Raw genomic sequence first — 18243 nt, 5'->3', positions numbered from 1 at the left:
GGAACGGTGAGCACCGACAGATCACGTCGTGGCGAGGACCTCCTGCTGCCGGCCGGGCGGATGACCCGCGGCGTCGTGCGGCGTGGCGGACGCGTGCTGCGCCCCCAGGGGTCGTGGTCGGCGTCGGTGCACGAATACCTGAGATATCTGGAGTCGGCCGGGTTCGACGGCGCGCCGCGCCTGCTGGGCGTCGAGGGCGACCGCGAGGTGCTCACCTACCTGGAGGGCGCGGTGGCCGCCGACCCGGCCTGGGAGCCGGGGCGCGGCGCGCGCCTGCCGGACCATGCCCGTACGGAAGAGGCGCTGGCCGGCGCGGCGCGGCTCATCCGGCGGCTGCACGACGTCTCCCGGGGGTTCGTGCCGCGGGAGGCCGGCTACCGCTTCGACCCCCATCCACCGGGACCCGCCCAGGTCGTCTCCCACGGCGACCTGGGCCCATGGAACACCGTCTACCGTGACGGTGTCCCGGTCGCCTTCATCGACTGGGACGCCGCCGGACCGGTCGAGCCGCTGGTCGAGCTGGCCTCGGCCGCCTGGGCCTTCGTACCGCTGGCTCCGCCCGTACGGCTGCGGGAGTCGGGCTTCGATCCGGTGCCGGACCTGCCGGCGCGGCTCCGGATCTTCCTCGACGCGTACGGTCTCGCCGACCGGAAGGCGATCCTGCCGGCGCTGCGGCGGTGCCGGCTCGCCGAAGCCGCGCGGGTCGCGTACGCGCCGGTCGGGCCCGCCGAGGCGGCCGCGTCCCTGGAGTTCCTCGCCCGCGAGCTGCGCTGGCTTCAGGAGGTCGGGGACGGTCTCGGCCGGGCGCTCTGACCACGGATCCGGTCAGGGCGCGGTGGAGGCGAGGGCGGCTCCGGCCGCGAGGCACACGAGCTCTCCGGCCAGCCCGATGAGCGCCCAGCGGCGCATCCAGGCCGGCGCGGACCACTTGACGCCGATGAGGGACACGGCGCAGAAGATCAGGGTGCCGAAGACGCTGATCGGGAACACGACCTCCTTGAGGCCCTCGTCGCAGATCCCCGCCGTGTCATGCGCCGTGCAGCCGTGCCCGGCCGACGACATCCAGTTGACGACGACCCCCGCTCCGGCCAGGGCGACGACGAGCAGAAGGAGACCCAGGGTCGTTTCCGACCGCAATACCCATCTCCACGCTTTTCGCATGTGAGCCATTATTACGGGATAGGTCAGACGGGTTATCGGGGATTTCCCTCGATGACCAGGTCGGCGCGTTCTCGCGTACGGTCGGCGGCGAACAGTTTCGCCTCGGTCCCGGACCAGTGATCCCAGGCGGCCAGATCGTCCCCGCGTTCGGCCGCACGCCTCCGGCGTACGTCGTGCGGCGCCTCGACCCAGGCGCGGAACGCCACCGGCGCCTCCGCGCGTGCCGCGCCCACGCCCTCGATGACGACCACGGGCGCGACCGGGATCTCGGTCTCCTCGGCGTACTCCCCGAGCCGCCAGTCGTACCTGCGGAAACGTCCCGTACGGCCGGCGCGCAGCGGTTCGAGCACCAGCGCCGTGAGCGGCGGCCACCAGGCGAGGGGATCCCCGTCCCAGGGCACCGGGAAGTCATCGGAGTGCACGACCGGCGCGCCGTCCAGAGCGGCGGAGAGCACGGCACTGAACGTCGACTTGCCCGCCGCACTCGGCCCGTCCACCGCGACGACCCGCACCGCCCCGCACGAGGGCTCCAGCTCGCGCAGCCGGCCGGCCAGCGTCGCGTAGGCCCGGGAGCGGACGTGGGTGACGGGTGTCGACATGCCCTCCATCCTGCCGGGGCCACGGCAACGAAGATCCTCCGCCCCGGCGCCCGCGCCCCGCACGTGCGCGCCTCGGTCACGGTCTGCGGAGCGGGTCCGTCCCGGCCATGACGCGGAGGTGACGCAGCTCATGGGACCGGCCGTCCCCCAACGGTCATACTGCCGTGAGGCGCTTCACCTGATCTTGGAGGAATCGGCTGATGAACGGTCCACTCGAGGACATCGTCGTGCTCGACCTCACCCGCGTCCTGTCCGGGCCGCACGCGACCATGATGCTCGCCGACCTCGGCGCACGGGTGATCAAGGTCGAACAGCCGGGCACCGGCGACGAGACCCGGCAGTGGGGACCTCCGTTCGCCACCGCACCGGGCGAGGAGGGCGTGGACCCCGGCATCAGCACCTACTTCCTGTCCTGCAACCGCAACAAGGAGTCGATCACCCTCGACCTGAAGTCCGATGAGGGGAAGGCGACGCTCACCCGCCTGATCCGCCACGCCGACGTCCTGGCCGAGAACTTCCGCACCGGGGTCCTCGACCGGCTCGGCTTCTCCTTCGAGACGATGCAGGAGATCAACCCGGCACTGATCATCCTGTCGATCACCGGGTCGGGCACGACGGACCGGAGGGCGGACGTCCCGGCTACGACGCGATCGTGCAGGGCGAGGCCGGCATCATGAGCGTCACCGGGCCCGCGCCGGACCAGCCGACCAAGATGGGCATGTCCATCTGCGACATCCTCGCCGGGATGAACGGCGCGTACGGCATCGTCGCCGCACTGTACGAACGCACGCGCACCGGGCGCGGCCGGGTGATCAGGACCTCGCTGCTGGCCTCCGTGGTCGGGGCGCACGCCTACCAGGCCACCCGTTGGACGGTCGCGGGCGAGGTGCCCGAGGCGATCGGCAACGACCATCCCTCGATCGCGCCGTACGGCAGCTACCGGTGCGCCGACGGCCTGCTCCAGGTCGGGGTGGCCAACCAGGGCCTGTGGCGCAGGTTCGCGCCGGTGGCGGACATCGACCCCGACGACGAGCGGTTCGCGACCGGGCCCGACCGCTCACGCAACCGCGGCGAGCTGGCCGTGCTGATCGAGAAGGCGTTCGGGCACGGCACGCGCGAGCACTGGCTGGCCCGGCTCGCCGAGGCCGGAGTCCCGGCCGGTGCGATCCGGTCGATCGACGAGGTCTACGAGTGGGACCAGACGCGGTCCCAGGGACTCGTCGTCGGCGTCGAGCACCCGGTGCTCGGCCGCATCGAACTCCCCGGCCCGCCCCTGCGCTTCGACGACGGCGAGCCCCAGGAGCACGTCGCGCCTCCCGAGCTCGGCCAGCACACCCGCAGCGTCCTGACCTGGCTCGACGAGGTAGATTCCTGACCTGCGGGGCGCACTGATTCCGGGGGGACGTCGATGGAGCCGCAGGTCCTTCGCCGCAGTCTGTCGTCGGGCGACCTGATCGTCTACGGGCTGTTGTTCATCGGGCCGCTGGCCCCGGTGGGCGTCTTCGGCGTCCTCGACGCCAAGAGTCTCGGTTCGGTCGCGCTCGTCTACGTCGTGGCGACCTTCGCGATGGCCTTCACCGCCCTATCGTACGCGCAGATGTCACGGCAGGTGCCGCACGCCGGGTCGGTCTACGCCTACGCGAGCATCGGCATCGGACGGCCCGCCGGCTTCGCGGCCGGCTGGCTGGCGATGCTGGACTACCTGCTGATCCCGGCGGTGGGCTACCTGTTCTGCGGGATCGCGCTGCACTCGCTGGTGCCCTCGGTGCCCGCCTGGGTGTTCACCGCGATCGCGTTCGTCTCGACGACGGTCCTGAACCTCGTCGGCGTGCACCTCGCCGCGCGGGTCGGGTTCGTCGTCCTCGTGGTGGAGATCGTGCTGCTGGCCGTGTTCGTGGTCGCCGCGATCGTCGTGCTCATCGCGCACGGCCCGGCCCGCCCGTGGACCTCGCCCGTCCTCGGCGTGGGCGGCACCACCACGGCCGCGGTGATGGGCGCCGTCTCGGTCGCGGTGCTGTCCTTCCTCGGCTTCGACGCGATCGCCTCCTTCGCCGAGGAGAACACCGGCGACGAGCGCCAGGTCGGGCGGGCCGTGCTGTTCTGCCTGGCCGTGGCGGGGCTGCTCTTCGTCGTGCAGACCTACCTGGCCGGGCTGCTCATGCCGGTCAGCCCGCAGCACCTCGCCCAGGTGCCCGCCGACCAGGGCACCGCGTTCTACACCATGACGAAGATCGCGATCGGACCGTGGATGCAGAAGACGTTCGCGGTCGTGAAGGGCATCGGCCCGGCGTTCACCGCGATGGCGGCCGTGGCCGCCGCCTCACGCCTGCTGTACGGCATGGCGCGCGACCGCGGCCTGCCCAAGGCCCTGGCCTCGGTGGACGCCAGGTCCCAGGTGCCACGTGCGGCCCTGCTGACGACGGCCGCGATCAGCATGGTCGTCTCGGTGTGGGCGGCACGCCGCTCCGACGGCCTGGACGTGCTCGTCTCGATCGTGAACATGGGCGCACTGGCGGCATTCACCCTGCTCCACGTCTCGGTGGTCGGCTACTTCGTCATCCGGCACGGCAGCCGCCTGTGGATACCCCACCTGGTGATCCCGGCGGTGGGCGCGGCCGTCTCGATCTGGATCATGGTCTCGGCGACCACCCTGGCAAAGATCATCGCGGCGGTGTGGCTCGCGGCCGGCGCGGTCGTCTACGCCGTGGCCGGCCGCCGCGGCCCGGCAGGCACGTGATCTCAGCCCAGCAGGTCAGGACGGCGGTGGGAGAGCGACGGAAGGACCTTGCGTACCTGTTCGGTGGTGCTCAGGTCCATCTCCATCACCCGTACGGACGGCGAGGGGCCCAGGTCGGCCTGGACCACGCCCATCGGGTCCACGAGCATGCTCCGGCCCACGCCGCCCGGTCGTCCCCTCGGCGGTGCCGTACGGTCCGGGGCCTTGCCCGTCGCGGCCACCCAGATGGTGTTCTCGATCGCGCGGGCGCGCACCATCGTGACCCAGTGCTCCTCCTTGAACGGGCCCTGCGCCCAGGCGGCGATCACCGCGAACATCTCCGCGCCCGCGTCGACCAGGGCGCGCGCGAGTTCGGGGAACCGGATGTCGTAGCAGGTGATCAGCCCGATCCGTACGCCGCACAGCTCGACCACCACCGGCGCGTCGCCTGAGTCGACGAACTCCGACTCCCGGTCGTGGAAGGCGTCGAACAGGTGGATCTTCCGGTACGAGCCGACGAGCTCGCCGGACGCGTCGATCGCCACGGCCGTGTTGAAGACCCGGCCGGCGTCGGCCGGCTCGAACACGCCCGCGATCACCGCGATGCCGTGTTCGCGCGCCGCCTCGGCCAGGCCCGTCACCCATGGCCCGTCCAGGGGCTCGGCGACGGCGGCGAGGTCGCCGCCGAACCGCACCAGCGCCGCCTCGGGGAGGATCGCCAGGTCCGCGCCCGCGGCCTCGGCCAGGGCCTCGCGGGCCCGCTCCAGGTTCTCCTTGGGGTCGTCGCCGACCATGATCTGACACAGGGCCACTCGCATCGCGTACTCCTCCGCCGCCGGCTTCCACTGTGGCACAGGCCCGAGGCCGCTCCTGTCCGCGTTGTTACCCTGAGCCGCGTGACGGTCAACATCGATCCGCTGGTCGCGCGGATGCAGGGCTTCGGCACCACCGTGTTCGCCGAGATGACGGCGCTGGCGAACCGCACCGGCGCGGTCAACCTCGGCCAGGGGTTCCCCGACACGGACGGCCCCGCCAAGCTGCTCGAGGCGGCCGTCGAGGCGATCCGCGGCGGCGCCAACCAGTATCCGCCCGGCCCCGGCCTGCCGGAGCTGCGCGAGGCGGTCGCCGCCCAGCGCGCCGAACGCTACGGCCTGACCTACGACCCCGACGGCGAGGTGCTCGTCACGGTCGGCGCCACCGAGGCCATCGCCGCGACGCTCCTCGCCCTCGCCGACACCGGCGACGAGGTCATCGTCTTCGAGCCGTACTACGACTCGTACGCGGCGTGCATCGCCCTGGCCGGCGCCGTGCGCCGCCCGGTCACGCTGCGGCCCTCGGGCGACCGGTTCACCTTCGACCCGGCCGAGCTCCGCGCCGCCGTCACCCCGCGCACCCGGCTGATCCTGCTCAACTCCCCGCACAACCCGACCGGCACGGTCTTCTCCCGCGACGAGCTCGAGATCGTCGCGGACCTCTGCCGGCGGCACGACCTGGTCGCGGTCACCGACGAGGTGTATGAGTACCTGACCTTCGACGACGCCGAGCACGTGCCGATCGCCACGCTGCCCGGCATGCGCGAGCGTACGGTGGCGATCTCCTCGGCGGGCAAGACGTTCTCGGTCACCGGCTGGAAGACCGGCTGGATCACCGCGCCGCCGGAGTTCGTCCGCGCGGCCCAGACCGTGAAGCAGTTCCTCACCTTCACCGCGAGCGCCCCCTACCAGCGCGCCGTCGCGTACGCGCTGGGCGGCGAGCTGGACTGGGTCGAGGCGCTGCGGACCTCGCTGCAGTCCAAGCGCGACCGGCTGACCGAGGGCATCGAGGCGGCCGGCCTGACCGCGCTGCGGTCCCAGGGCACCTACTTCGTCCAGGCCGACGTCCGTCCGCTCGGTTTCGTGGACGGGCAGGACTTCTGCCGCGTACTGCACGAACGCGCGGGCATCGTCGCCATCCCCGCCCAGGTCTTCTACGACTCCGACGCCGGCGACCCGTACGTCCGGTTCGCCTTCTGCAAGCGCGACGAGGTCATCGACGACGCGCGGATGCGACTGGGCCGGATCTCGGTGTAAACGCGGGCCGCTTTACGTGAGTACTCCACGAAAGGTCATCGACCCCTGAGGACGAGATTTCGTGGACGATCCAGAGAAACGGTTCACCGAGCTTTACGACGAGCACCACCGGCGGGTCTTCGCGTACGCGCTGGCCCATGCCGGGCGGGACACCGCCGACGACGTGGCCAGTGAGACCTTCCTGATCGCGTGGCGGCGGCTGGACGACGTGCCGGACACGCCGTTGCCGTGGCTGCTCGGCGTGGCCCGCAACCTCATGCGCCAGCAGCGTGACAGCGGCAACCGGCGGCGGGCGCTGGCCGACCGGGTCGCCGCGCTGACCACACCGGAGGACCTGGCGGCGTGGGACGTGGCCGACCACGTCATCGCACGCGACAGTGCCCTGGCCGCCATCGCCTCCCTCTCCGAGCGTGACCTCGAGGTGCTCGCGCTCGTCATGTGGCACGGCCTGAGCCCCCGTGAGGCCGCCACGGTGGTCGGCTGCTCGGCCGCGGCGTTCTTCGTCCGGCTGCACCGGGCCCGCCGCCGGCTGGCCAGGGCCTTCGACGGCGCGCCGTCCCGTATCCCCGCCGCCTCACTCGCCGCCGGACGGACCAGCGGATCCTTGGAGAAGTCATGAAGAGCACACATGAATCGGCGTTCGTCGCGCTGCGGCCCGCCGCCCTCGACCACCTCGGCGCCGAGGCGCACGCCGCCCGCCGCGAGACCGATCTCGCCGCCGCCTTCGCGACGCCGCGGGCGATACCGGCGAAACGGCGGATCGCCCCCCGGCTTCTGATCGCCGGAGCCGCCGCCGCGTCCGTGGCCACCGCGGCCGCCGTCGTCGTCGTGACCGGCTCCGGCGGAGAGGACCACCACGTCCGCCGCCCCACGGCGGCGCCCAGGCGGCTGGACGCGCGTACCGTCCTGCTGGCCAGCGCCGTGTCCGCGGCCAAGGCGCCGGCGACCTCGGGCCGCTACTGGTACACCGACGAGCGCACCTCGTCCTACGTCGACCAGCTCCTCGGAAGGCCGCAGAGGACGAAGACCGGGCGTATTCGCCCGCCGGCCGTCACCAAGCTGCCGTACGGGGGTTTCGTCTCCACCGGCCAGGAGTCGTGGATCGCCCGCGACGGGAGCGATCGCAGCCGGACCATCACCGGCATCGGCTCCCAGACCACCTTTCCCACCAAGGCGGACGAGGCGAAGTGGAAGGCGGCCGGCTCGCCCGAGCTCCTCACGCCACAGAAGCGCTCGGTGAACGACTACGGCATTCCGCTCCGCTTCACGATCGGCGGCAGGCAGGTCACCATGGCCGCCCTGCGGAAGCTGCCGACGAGCGCGCCACGGCTCGAAGCCGATCTCAACCGGCGGTTCCGCGCCGACCACGCCGGCGCGGACGGCTTCACGCTCTACGTCTGGGAGACCGCGGCGGACCTCCTCGCCGGGCCGATCACCCCGGGCACCAAGGCCGCGCTCTACCGGGTGCTCGCCGGCCTGCCGGGCATCAAGAACGCCGGCGCCGCCAAGGACCGCCTGGGCCGGGCGGGAACGGCACTGGCCCTGCCCGACTCCGACGGTGAGTCCCGGCTGATCGTCGACCAGCGGTCCGGAGCGCTCCTCGCCCACGAGTCGTGGGCCATGGGCGCGCGGTATCCCCGGCTCTCCGAGGCCTACCGGTCGATGGGCTGGGCCGGGCGGCTGGGCGACCGGCCCTGAATCATGCTCTGATTCCGCCAAGGGAGGCCGCTGCTCTTGGGCATACTCTGCCCAAGAGCAGCGGCCTACGGAAAGGCTAGGTTCACCCTCGTGACCACGGCGAATCGCGAGCGCGTCGTCATCGCCCTCGGGGGCAACGCGATGACCGGGCCGGACGGCAGCGCCACGCCGGACGCCCAGCGGCGTGCCGTCGAGGTCGCCGTCGAGCCGGTCGCGGACCTGGTCGCGAGCGGCGCGCAGGTCGTACTGACCCACGGCAACGGCCCGCAGGTCGGCAATCTGCTGATCAAGAACCAGCTCGCGGCGCGCGTGGTGCCGCCGGTGCCGCTCGACTGGTGCGGGGCGCAGACCCAGGCCACGATCGGGTTCCTCGTGCTCAACGCCCTGCGGGGAGCCCTGGCCGCGCGTGACGTCGACCGGCAGGTGGCGGTGGTCGTGACCCGCACCCTGGTGGACGCCGCCGACCCCGGCTTCACCGACCCGGTCAAGCCCGTGGGCCGCTACTTCTCCGCACGCGACGCCGAGCGGTTCGGCGCGCTCGGCCAGAGCTGGCGGTCGTTCGGTGCCAAGGGCTGGCGCCGGGTCGTGGCCTCACCGGAGCCCCTGGAGATCCTCGACGCGCCCGCCGTGGACGCGCTGCTCGCGGCGGGGTTCGTCGTCGTGGCGGCCGGTGGCGGCGGCGTGCCGGTGGTGCGCGCGGACGGCGGGTACCACGGCGTCGAGGCGGTCATCGACAAGGACCTCGCCGCCCAGCTGCTGGCCCGGCACGTGGGCGCGGACACCCTCGTCATCGCCACGAACGTCGAGTACGCCATGGCCGGGTACGGCACTCCGGACGAGAAGCCCATCGGCCGTACGACCGTGGCCCGGCTGCGGGAGTACGCCGCCGCGGGACACTTCGCCGGCGGCAGCATGGGACCCAAGGTCGAGGCGATCGTGCGGTTCGTCTCGGCGGGCGGAAAACGTGCGGCGATCACGTCGCTGGAGCTCATCGGCGACGCCGTGGACGGCAAGGCCGGAACAGTCATAGAAGGGTGAGGACATGCCGGACCCGATTGAGGTACGCAAGGTCGCCATCGAGAGCGTCACGGACGCCTCGGGGCTGGCCCGGCTGATCGACGACGGCGTGATCGAGGCGGACCGCGTCCTCGCGGTGGTCGGCAAGACCGAGGGCAACGGCGGCGTCAACGACTACACCCGCATCCTCGCCGACCGCGCGTTCCGCGAGGTTCTGGTCGCCAAGGGCAGCCGTACGCCGGAGGAGGCCGCCCAGGTGCCGCTCGTGTGGTCCGGCGGCACGGACGGCGTGCTCAGCCCGCACGCCACGATCTTCGCGACCTGCGACCCGGCCGGCGCGCCGGTGAGCGGCGAGCCCCGCGTGTCCGTCGGCGTCGCGATGAGCGAGGTGATCCTGCCCGAGGACATCGGCCGTCCGCCGATGGTCGAGAAGGTCGCCGCCGGGGTACGCGACGCGATGAAGGCCGCCGGCATCCAGGATCCCGCCGACGTCCACTACGTGCAGACCAAGACGCCGCTGCTCACCCTGGACACGATCAACGACGCCAAGCGCCGCGGTCACGACGTCTTCACCGAGGACACCCTCAAGTCGATGGACATCTCCAACTCCACGACGGCACTCGGCATCGCCGTGGCGCTCGGGGAGATCGAGATGCCGTCGGCGGCGCAGATCCACAAGGACCTGTCGCTGTACTCCTCGGTCGCCTCGTGCTCGTCGGGTGTCGAACTGGACCGCGCCCAGATCGTCGTCGTCGGCAACGTGGCCGGCATCGGCGGGCGCTACCGCATCGGCCACAGCGTCATGAAGGACGCCCTGGACGCGGACGGCATCTGGGAGGCGATCCGCTCGAGCGGCCTCGACCTGCCCGAACGCCCGCACCACAGCGACCTGGGCGACCGCCTCGTCAACGTGTTCCTCAAGTGCGAGGCGGACCCGACCGGCTCGGTACGCGGACGGCGCAACATCATGCTGGACGACTCCGACGTGCACTGGCACCGCCAGATCAAGGCCTGCGTCGGCGGCGTCACGGCGTCGGTCACCGGCGACCCCGCCGCGTTCGTCTCGGTCGCCGCCGTCCACCAGGGCCCCTCGGGCGGCGGCCCGGTCGCCGCCATCGCCGACCTCGGCTAACGGCGACGAACGCTCAGGCGGGGTCTACCCTTCGCGTGATCGACTTCGGGTCTTCGACAGGATCCGTCGACTTCGGCCGGGAGGCATCACGGCGTGGGTAAGGCGGCGACAGGGGCCCAGGGCATCGCGCTCGCCGACCTGCTGCCCGCACTGCGCGCGTACGCCCGCCAGAACCGCTCCGTCTACCGCGCCGAATGGCTGGGAGATCTGGCCGAGCGCGCGCGGGACCCCGACCGGGCCTCGTTCACCGCCCGCGGCTGGGACGAGTGCCTGGCCGTGCTGGACCGGATCGAGGCGGCCTTGGCAGCTCCGGACCCGGAGATCGACCCCTGCCTTGCCACCGGCGAGGGCTGGATCGCCGAGGAGGCGTTCGCCACCGGCCTCTACTGCTTCCTGCTGCTGCCCGAGGACCCGCGGGCGGTGGTCCGGCGGGCGGCGTACTCCTCGGGTGACTCCGACTCCATCGCCGCTCTGGCCGGGGCCTTCGCCGGCGCGCACCACGGCGCGGACGCCTGGCCGCGTGAGTGGGTGCGTGACATCGAGTACCGCGACCGCCTGCTGGCACTCGGAACCGCCTGGGACGCCTGACCGTGTCCGGCACCCGGCGGCCGTGGAGCCGTCCGCGTGCCGGGCGGGCACCGGGTGGACAATCCCTGCATGTTCACGCTGCTTCCCCGGGTCGGAGTCGAGCTGCCGTGCGGCGCGGGGACGCTGAGGTTCGGGATGTCCGAGCGCGAGGCCCAGTGGTCGGTCTCGACGCTGGCCGACGTTCGCGAGGGGTGGGTCTGCGGCTGGGGGTGGACGTTCGAGGCCCGGTACGGCGACCTCACCATCAGTGCCTGCGGGGGAGGACTTCCCGGAGAGCCCGGCCTGGAGGAGATCGGCTTCGGACGGCAGGGTGACCCGGTCCCGGCCACGCCGGGGGACGTCCCGGTCGTCTGGCACGACATCGACCTCTTCGGCTACCCGATTCCCGAGGTGGAAGAGGCGCTCGCGGCGTTCCATCCCCATCCTGAGCTGCCCCTCCAGGAACTCGGACTGAGGCTGGACCGTCCCGTGGTCACCGCCGGGCCCCCGGGTGCGGCGCCGCGCCACCCGGCCACCGAACCGCGATACCTGGTCGCCGCCCGCCTGTCCCATCCGGCGCGGCACCGGTCTCCGGTCCGGTGACGGCGGCTCGCGACGCCGGAGAGGCCAGGCAGGGCCTTGACGGCACGGACCGGGCGGTGGGCTGGACGGACCGGAACGCGGGGCCGGATACGCTCATCTGTCGTGTCCGGACGCAGCATTCCGCAGCCTGAGTTCCCCGACGACGACGGGAGCGCGGCCGCCGAGCTCGAGGCCGCACTACGCGCCTACGCCGAGGGGACGGGCGGCGAGCACGCCGTCCTGGCCGCCCTCTCCGGGGCCCGGCTGCTCGTCCCGGTCGTCGCGATCCTCACCGAGGACGAGACCGTCGACGGGCTGCGGCGCGAGAAGGAGAGCGAGATGGCGCTCCCGACCCTCGTCGGCGACGACGGGCGGAAGGCCGTGCTCGCCTTCACCTCGACCGGCGGCCTCGCCCGCTGGCGGCCGGACGCGCGCCCTGTCGCCGTGCGCACCGCGCAGGCATGCCGGGCGGCGCTCGACGAGCCGGCCGACGCCGTGGTGATCGACATCGCGGGCCCCGTGCCGTACGCGATCGAGGGAGCGCGGCTCCGCGTCCTCGCCGAGGGCGGCGCGATCACCGCCCCGCACGAGGACCCGCACGTGCTCGCGGCCGTCCATGCCGCGGTCGGCGATCTTCCGGGTGTCACCGGCGTCCAGGCCGGTCCGGGCGAACGCGGCGCGCTGGCGGTCCGGCTGCGCCTCGCCGAAGGCGCGGACGACCAGGCGGTCCTGCGCGCCGCCGCCACCCGGCTTTCCGAACATCTGCGCGGCCATGTCGACGGCGGCGTCGAACTCGGCCTGGTCTCCGGGTGATCTGACCCACTCCGCCGCCGGGTACGCGTGACCGTGAGCGAGCCGCGCGCGCAGATCGTTAGGCTCTGAGGATGCCGACCACGCTGACGATGCAGGACGCCCTGATCCGCCTGACCGAATACTGGGCCGGGCAGGGATGCGCGATCGTCCAGCCGATGAACACCGAGGTCGGCGCGGGGACGCTCAACCCCGCGACCGCGCTGCGGGTGCTCGGGCCCGAGCCCTGGCGCGTCGGCTACGTCGAGCCCAGCGTCCGCCCGGACGACTCGCGGTACGGCGACAACCCCAACCGCCTGCAGACGCACACGCAGTACCAGGTGATCCTCAAGCCCGAGCCCGGCGACGCGCAGGAGCGCTATCTCGGCAGCCTGGAGGCGCTCGGCATCGACCTGCGCGCCCACGACGTGCGGTTCGTCGAGGACAACTGGGCCTCTCCGGCGCTCGGCGCGTGGGGGCTCGGCTGGGAGGTCTGGCTCGACGGGCTGGAGATCACCCAGTTCACCTACTTCCAGCAGTCCGGCGGCATCGCCCTGGACCCGGTGTCGGTCGAGATCACCTACGGCGTCGAGCGCATCATCATGGCGCTCCAGGGAGTCGGCCACTTCAAGGACATCGTCTACGCTCCCGGCCTCTCGTACGGCGAGGCGTTCGGGCAGGCGGAGTACGAGATGAGCCGCTACTACCTCGACGACGCCGACGTCGAGGCGAACCGCGCGCTGTTCACGGCGTACGAGGCCGAGGCGCGCCGCATGATCGACGCGCGGCTGCCGGTGCCCGCCCACACGTACGTGCTCAAGTGCTCCCACGTCTTCAACGTGCTGGACGCGCGCGGCGCCGTCGGCACCACCGAGCGTGCCAGCGCGTTCGCCCGCATGCGCATCCTCGCCCACGACGTCGCCGAACTCTGGACCCAGAGGCGCGCGGAGCTCGGCCACCCGCTCGGCGACGCCGTCATCCAGGCCGTACCCGAACGCCGCCCGGAAGGTTTTCCCTCGATCGGCGGGCCCGAGGCGCTGGCGTTCGAGATCGGGTTCGAGGAACTGCCGGCCGCCGAGACCGACCGCGTCGCCGGCACCGTACGCGAGAGCCTCACCGAGCTGCTCGACGGCACCCGGCTCCGGCACGGGGCGGTCCGGGTGATGTCCGGGCCGCGAAGGGTCCTCGCCATCGTCGAGGACGTCGAGCCGCGTGAGGACGACGTCGAGCAGACCGTACGCGGCCCGCGCCTGTCGGCCGCCTACGACGAGAACGGCGCGCCGACCAGGGCCGCCCAGGGGTTCGCCCGCGGCCAGGGCGCCGACGTCGCCGACCTGGGGAAGATCACCGTGAACGGCGGGGAGTACGTCGGCCTCGTCCGCAAGGTCACGGGCCGCGAGGCCGCCGAGGTGCTCGCCGACGTCCTGCCCGGCGTCATCACCGGGCTGCGCGCCGACCGGAACATGCGCTGGAACGCCCCCGGCCTGTCCTACAGCCGCCCCATCCGCTGGATCGCCGCGCTCCTCGGCCCGCACGTCGTCCCGTTCACGGTGGCGACACTCGAGAGCGGCCGCGCGACCCGCGTGCACCGGACCGCCGCCGAGCCGGTGATCGAGGTGGCCGACGCGAAGGAGTTCCTCGGCACGCTGCGCGAGCACGGGATCGAACCCGACGCGGGGGTCCGCAGGCAGCGCATCGCCTCGGCCGCCGCCGAGCTCGCCGCCTCGGCCGGCGGCACGCCCGACGACACCGTCCTCGACGAGGTCGTGAACCTCGTCGAGGAGCCCGTCGCGCTCCTCGGCTCCTTCGAGGAGCGCTACCTCGACCTGCCCGCCGAGGTGCTGACCACCGTCATGCGCAAGCACCAGCGGTATTTCCACGTGAGCGCCGCCGGCCGGCTGCTGCCCCACTTCGTGGCGGTCGCGAACGGCGCCTGCGACCTGGGCGTCGTACGCGCGGGCAACGAGGCGGTGCTGCGGGCGCGGTTCGAGGACGCGGCGTTCTTCTTCCACGCCGACCTGCGCACGTCACCGGAGGAGATGACGGGCGGGCTGGCCGCGCTGACCTTCGAGGAGCGGCTCGGCTCGATGGCCGACCGCGCCGGGCGGATCCGGTCGATCGCGGCGGTTCTCGCCGAACGCGCCGACCTGGGCGACGGCGAACGCGAGACGCTGGATCGCGCCGCGCGGCTCGCCAAGTTCGACCTCGCCTCGCACATGGTCATCGAGCTGTCCAGCCTCGCCGGGACCATGGCGGGCGAGTACGCGCGGCGCGCGGGCGAGCCGGAGCCGGTCGCCGAGGCGCTCGTGGAGATGGAACTGCCACGCTCGGCCGGCGACGCGCTGCCCGTCTCGCTGCCCGGTGCGCTGCTCGCCGTCGCCGACCGCCTCGACCTGATCGCCGGCCTGTTCGGCATCGGCGCCGTACCCACGGGCAGCTCCGACCCGTACGGCCTGCGCCGAGCCGCCCTCGGCCTGACCGCCATCCTGCGCGCGCACCACCGCCTCGCCGGCATCCCGGTGGACGAGGGCCTGCGGATCGCGGCCGCCTGCCAGCCCGTGGAGGTCGCCCCCGAGGCCGTGCGCGAGGCGGAGCGCTTCACCGCGCGGCGGCTCGAACAGGCCCTCCTGGAGTCCGGCCATCCCGTGCACGTGGTCCGTGCCGTGATGCCGCACGCCGCCACGCCCGCGCGTGCCGCAAGGGACGCCGCCGACCTGGAGGGGCTGCTGTCCGCCGATGGGTTCCGGCGCCTGACCGCCGCGCTCCAGCGCGTCCTGCGAATCGTCCCGCAGGACGCGCCGGCGGTGTTCGACCCGGCGCTGTTCGAGGACGAGGCCGAGCGCGCGCTGGCCGCCGCTCTCGCGGGTGTGGCGGCGAAGACGCGCGGCGGCCCGCTGCCGCTGCCGGAGTTCGCCACCACCGCCGAGGCGCTCGTCGAGCCCATCGACGCCTACTTCGACAAGGTCCTCGTCATGGCCGAGGACCCGGCGGTGCGCGCGAGCCGGCTCGGCCTGCTGGCGGCGATCCGCGACCTCGTCGCGGACGTCCTCGACTGGCGCGAGATCGCCTGACCGCGTGCCCGGATGCCGAGACGGGTGCGTGGCGCATCCCACTGACATGAAAGTATTTACCGCATGTTGCGCTGGCTGACCGCGGGAGAGTCACATGGCCCGGCCCTCGCCGCGATCCTCGAAGGGCTGCCGTCCGGTGTGGCCGTGACCTCGGCCGACATCACCGAGGCGCTGCGCCGGCGGCGTCTGGGCTATGGCCGCGGCGCCCGGATGAAGTTCGAGCAGGACGAGGTCGAGATCATCGGCGGCATCCGCCACGGCCGTACGCTCGGCGGCCCGGTCGCGATCCGGGTCGGCAACAGCGAGTGGCCCAAGTGGGAGACGGTGATGTCGGCCGACCCGGTCGACCCCGACGTGCTCGCCGCGCAGCAGCGCAACGCGCCACTGTCGCGGCCCCGCCCCGGCCACGCCGACCTGGTCGGCATGCAAAAGTACGGCTTCGACGACGCCCGGCCGATCCTCGAGCGCGCCAGCGCCCGCGAGACCGCCGCACGGGTGGCGATCGGTGAGGTGGCGCGCGCCTTCTGCCGCCAGGTGCTCGGCGCGGAGATCCTCAGCCACGTCGTCGCGCTCGGCGAGGTGAGCGTCCCCGACGGCGTGATCCCCGAGCCCGGTGACCTGGAGCGCATCGACGCCGACCCGGTGCGCTGCCTCGACCCCGGCACGAGCGCCGCGATCGTCGAGCACATCGAGCAGGTCAAGAAGGACGGTGACACCCTCGGCGGCGTCGTCGAAGTGGTGGTGCACGGCCTGCCGCCGGGTCTGGGCAGCCACGTCCACTGGGACCGGCGGCTCGACTCCCGCCTGGCGGGGGCGCTGATGGGCATCCAGGCCATCAAGGGCGTGGAGGTCGGCGACGGTTTCCGCACCGCCGCGCGGCGCGGCTCGGCGGCGCACGACGAGATCGTGCGCGACGGCGAGATCCGGCGGCTGACCAACCGCGCCGGCGGCGTCGAGGGCGGCATGACGACCGGCGAGATCCTGCGCGTACGCGCCGCGATGAAGCCCATCTCGACGGTGCCGCGCGCGCTGTCGACGATCGACGTCAAGACCGGCGAGCCGGCCAAGGCGATCAACCAGCGCAGCGACGTCACCGCGGTCCCGGCCGCGGGCGTGGTCGCCGAGGCGATGGTCGCGCTGGTGATCGCCGAGGCCGCGGTCGAAAAGTTCGGCGGCGACTCCGTGGAGGAGACCGCCAGGAACCTGCAGGGCTACCTATCCTCATTGGTGATCAAATGAAACCGAAGGCCGTCGTCATCGGCCCGCCCGGATCCGGCAAGACCACGGTGGGCGAGCTGCTCGCCGAGCGTCTCGGCGTTCCCTTCCGCGACACCGACCACGACGTCGAGATCGCGGCCGGCAAGCCGATCGGCGAGATCTTCATCGACGACGGCGAGGAGCACTTCCGCGCGCTCGAACGCGCCGCGGTGCACGACGCGCTCGCCACGCACGAGGGGGTGGTCGCCGTCGGCGGCGGCGCCGTCCTCGACGCCGAGACCCAGGCCGAGCTGGCCGGTCTGCCGGTCGTCTACCTGGAGGTCGGGCTGTCGGACGCGGTCAAGCGCGTCGGGCTCGCCTCGGCCCGGCCGCTGCTCGTGCTCAACCCCCGCAGCCAGTTCCGCAAGCTGATGGAGGAGCGGCGCCCGATCTACGAGAGGCTCGCCTCCGTGCAGGTCAAGACGGACGAACGCGACCCTGCCGACATCGTGGACGAGGTCGTCAAGGGGCTCGCATGAACGCGCTCACTCCGCCGGTGAAGGAGAGCTCGTGAGCCGGATCAAGGTCGGTGGCGAGACCCCGTACGACGTGGTCGTCGGCACCGGCGTCCTCGGTGAGCTGCCCTCGCTGGTGGGCGAGGCCCGTACGGTCGCCGTCGTGCACGCCGAGGGGCTGCCCGAGATCGCGCGCCCCGTGTGCCACGGGCTCACCGGCGCCGGGTACGAAGTGCACCCCCTGCCCGTACCCGACGGTGAGGCCGGTAAGGACGTCAAGGTGCTGGCCGGGCTCTGGTCCGCCTTCGCCCGGCTCGGCATGACACGTACGGACGTGGTCGTCGGCGTCGGCGGGGGAGCCACCACCGACCTGGCCGGGTTCGCCGCCGCGACCTGGCTGCGCGGCGTACGCGCCGTGCTGGTGCCCACCACGCTCCTCGGCATGGTGGACGCCGCCGTCGGCGGCAAGACCGCGATCGACATCCCCGAGGGCAAGAACCTCGTCGGCGCCTTCCACCCGCCCGCCGGGGTCCTCTGCGACCTGACCACGCTGGTGACCGTGCCGCGCGCCGACTACGTCAGCGGCCTCGCCGAGGTGATCAAGGCAGGGTTCATCGCCGATCCGAGGATCCTGGAACTGGTCGAGGACGACCCGGAGGCGGCGGGCCGGCCGGACGGGCCGCACACCCTGGAGCTGGCCGAACGCGCCATCGCGATGAAGGCCCGTGTCGTCTCGGCGGACCTGCGGGAGAGCGGCCTGCGCGAGATCCTCAACTACGGCCACACGCTCGCCCACGCGATCGAGAAGGTCGAGGGGTACCGCTTCCGGCACGGCGACGCCGTCGCCATCGGCATGGTGTACGCCGCCGAGCTGTCCCGCCTGGCCGGCCGGATCGACGCCGGGCTGGTCGAGCGGCACCGGGCGATCCTCACCGCCGTGGGCCTGCCCACGTCCTACGTCACCGAGGCATGGCCGGGACTGCGCGACGCCATGCGCATCGACAAGAAGGCGCGCGGATCGCGGCTGCGCTTCGTCGTCCTGGACGGCGTCGCGTCACCGGGGCGGCTCGAGGACCCGGGCGAGGACCTGTTGAAGACAGCCTACGAACGCGTGGCACGATGACCGAGCG

17 protein-coding genes and 1 pseudogene are annotated in these 18243 nt (G+C 72.7%); 15 read left to right on the top strand and 3 right to left on the bottom strand.

Features of this window, described 5'->3' with window-relative positions; translation table 11 throughout:
- Nucleotides 1–6: 6 nt before the first annotated feature.
- Nucleotides 7–813 (top strand): phosphotransferase, encoded by an 807-nt coding sequence (locus FB559_RS00285; RefSeq protein ID WP_141952007.1) that lies wholly within the window; start codon nucleotides 7–9, stop codon nucleotides 811–813.
- A 12-nt stretch (nucleotides 814–825) separates the two neighbouring features.
- Here the strand turns inward: FB559_RS00285 and FB559_RS00280 are convergent, their stop codons facing one another.
- Together FB559_RS00280 and FB559_RS00275 are read right to left on the bottom strand one after the other, a co-directional pair.
- On the bottom strand, nucleotides 826–1137 hold the full coding sequence (locus FB559_RS00280; protein WP_141952005.1) for a hypothetical protein: 312 nt from the start codon (nucleotides 1135–1137) through the stop codon (nucleotides 826–828).
- Nucleotides 1138–1193: 56 nt separating this feature from the next.
- Nucleotides 1194–1760, bottom strand: coding sequence for a uridine kinase family protein (locus FB559_RS00275; protein ID WP_141952002.1), 567 nt, complete (start codon nucleotides 1758–1760; stop codon nucleotides 1194–1196).
- Between the two features lie 200 nt (nucleotides 1761–1960).
- Here FB559_RS00275 and FB559_RS46525 point away from each other — a divergent pair.
- Together FB559_RS46525 and FB559_RS00265 are read left to right on the top strand one after the other, a co-directional pair.
- A pseudogene (locus FB559_RS46525) lies at nucleotides 1961–3135 on the top strand (CaiB/BaiF CoA transferase family protein).
- Nucleotides 3136–3168: 33 nt separating this feature from the next.
- A complete protein-coding gene (locus FB559_RS00265) occupies nucleotides 3169–4497 on the top strand; it encodes an APC family permease (protein ID WP_141952000.1) in 1329 nt (442 codons plus the stop codon).
- 2 nt (nucleotides 4498–4499) lie between these two features.
- On the opposite strand, the gene FB559_RS00260 is transcribed toward FB559_RS00265, so the two are convergent.
- The gene (locus FB559_RS00260; protein ID WP_141951998.1) at nucleotides 4500–5294 is read right to left on the bottom strand and encodes a carbon-nitrogen hydrolase family protein; all 795 of its coding nucleotides are present in this window, start codon (nucleotides 5292–5294) and stop codon (nucleotides 4500–4502) included.
- 78 nt (nucleotides 5295–5372) lie between these two features.
- Here FB559_RS00260 and FB559_RS00255 point away from each other — a divergent pair, with 78 nt between their 5' ends.
- The 12 genes from FB559_RS00255 to aroB all read left to right on the top strand — a co-directional run bounded on the left by FB559_RS00255 (nucleotide 5373) and on the right by aroB (nucleotide 18236).
- Entirely contained in the window at nucleotides 5373–6545 is a 1173-nt protein-coding gene (locus FB559_RS00255) for a pyridoxal phosphate-dependent aminotransferase (protein WP_425455041.1), read from the top strand.
- Nucleotides 6546–6606: 61 nt separating this feature from the next.
- On the top strand, nucleotides 6607–7164 hold the full coding sequence (locus FB559_RS00250; protein ID WP_141951996.1) for an RNA polymerase sigma factor: 558 nt from the start codon (nucleotides 6607–6609) through the stop codon (nucleotides 7162–7164).
- Nucleotides 7161–8243: a CU044_5270 family protein gene (locus tag FB559_RS00245; protein ID WP_141951994.1), complete on the top strand. Its 1083-nt coding sequence runs from the start codon at nucleotides 7161–7163 to the stop codon at nucleotides 8241–8243. Before FB559_RS00250 ends, FB559_RS00245 begins: the two co-directional genes overlap by 4 nt.
- A gap of 90 nt (nucleotides 8244–8333) precedes the next feature.
- A complete protein-coding gene (locus tag FB559_RS00240) occupies nucleotides 8334–9281 on the top strand; it encodes a carbamate kinase (RefSeq protein ID WP_246121270.1) in 948 nt (315 codons plus the stop codon).
- A gap of 4 nt (nucleotides 9282–9285) precedes the next feature.
- Nucleotides 9286–10392: a barbiturase gene (gene bar / locus FB559_RS00235; RefSeq protein ID WP_141951992.1), complete on the top strand. Its 1107-nt coding sequence runs from the start codon at nucleotides 9286–9288 to the stop codon at nucleotides 10390–10392.
- Between the two features lie 93 nt (nucleotides 10393–10485).
- Nucleotides 10486–10980 (top strand): ADP-ribosylglycohydrolase family protein, encoded by a 495-nt coding sequence (locus FB559_RS00230; protein WP_141951990.1) that lies wholly within the window; start codon nucleotides 10486–10488, stop codon nucleotides 10978–10980.
- A 69-nt stretch (nucleotides 10981–11049) separates the two neighbouring features.
- Entirely contained in the window at nucleotides 11050–11562 is a 513-nt protein-coding gene (locus FB559_RS00225) for a hypothetical protein (protein ID WP_141951988.1), read from the top strand.
- A gap of 102 nt (nucleotides 11563–11664) precedes the next feature.
- Nucleotides 11665–12354, top strand: coding sequence for an SseB family protein (locus tag FB559_RS00220; protein ID WP_141951986.1), 690 nt, complete (start codon nucleotides 11665–11667; stop codon nucleotides 12352–12354).
- A gap of 71 nt (nucleotides 12355–12425) precedes the next feature.
- On the top strand, nucleotides 12426–15401 hold the full coding sequence (locus FB559_RS00215) for a glycine--tRNA ligase (protein WP_221639843.1): 2976 nt from the start codon (nucleotides 12426–12428) through the stop codon (nucleotides 15399–15401).
- A 63-nt stretch (nucleotides 15402–15464) separates the two neighbouring features.
- On the top strand, nucleotides 15465–16640 hold the full coding sequence (gene aroC / locus FB559_RS00210) for a chorismate synthase (RefSeq protein WP_141951983.1): 1176 nt from the start codon (nucleotides 15465–15467) through the stop codon (nucleotides 16638–16640).
- On the top strand, nucleotides 16637–17137 hold the full coding sequence (locus FB559_RS00205) for a shikimate kinase (RefSeq protein ID WP_141951981.1): 501 nt from the start codon (nucleotides 16637–16639) through the stop codon (nucleotides 17135–17137). The genes aroC and FB559_RS00205 overlap by 4 nt, the downstream gene beginning before the upstream one ends.
- A 31-nt stretch (nucleotides 17138–17168) precedes the next feature.
- Complete coding sequence (gene aroB / locus FB559_RS00200) at nucleotides 17169–18236, top strand: 3-dehydroquinate synthase (RefSeq protein ID WP_141951979.1); 1068 nt, start codon at nucleotides 17169–17171, stop codon at nucleotides 18234–18236.
- Nucleotides 18237–18243: the final 7 nt, after the last annotated feature.

Origin of the sequence: Actinoallomurus bryophytorum (assembly GCF_006716425.1) — a bacterium.
Taxonomy (GTDB): domain Bacteria; phylum Actinomycetota; class Actinomycetes; order Streptosporangiales; family Streptosporangiaceae; genus Actinoallomurus; species Actinoallomurus bryophytorum.
The sequence above is the reverse complement of the archived record's forward strand: the minus strand, read 5'-3'. Positions and strand labels throughout refer to the sequence as shown.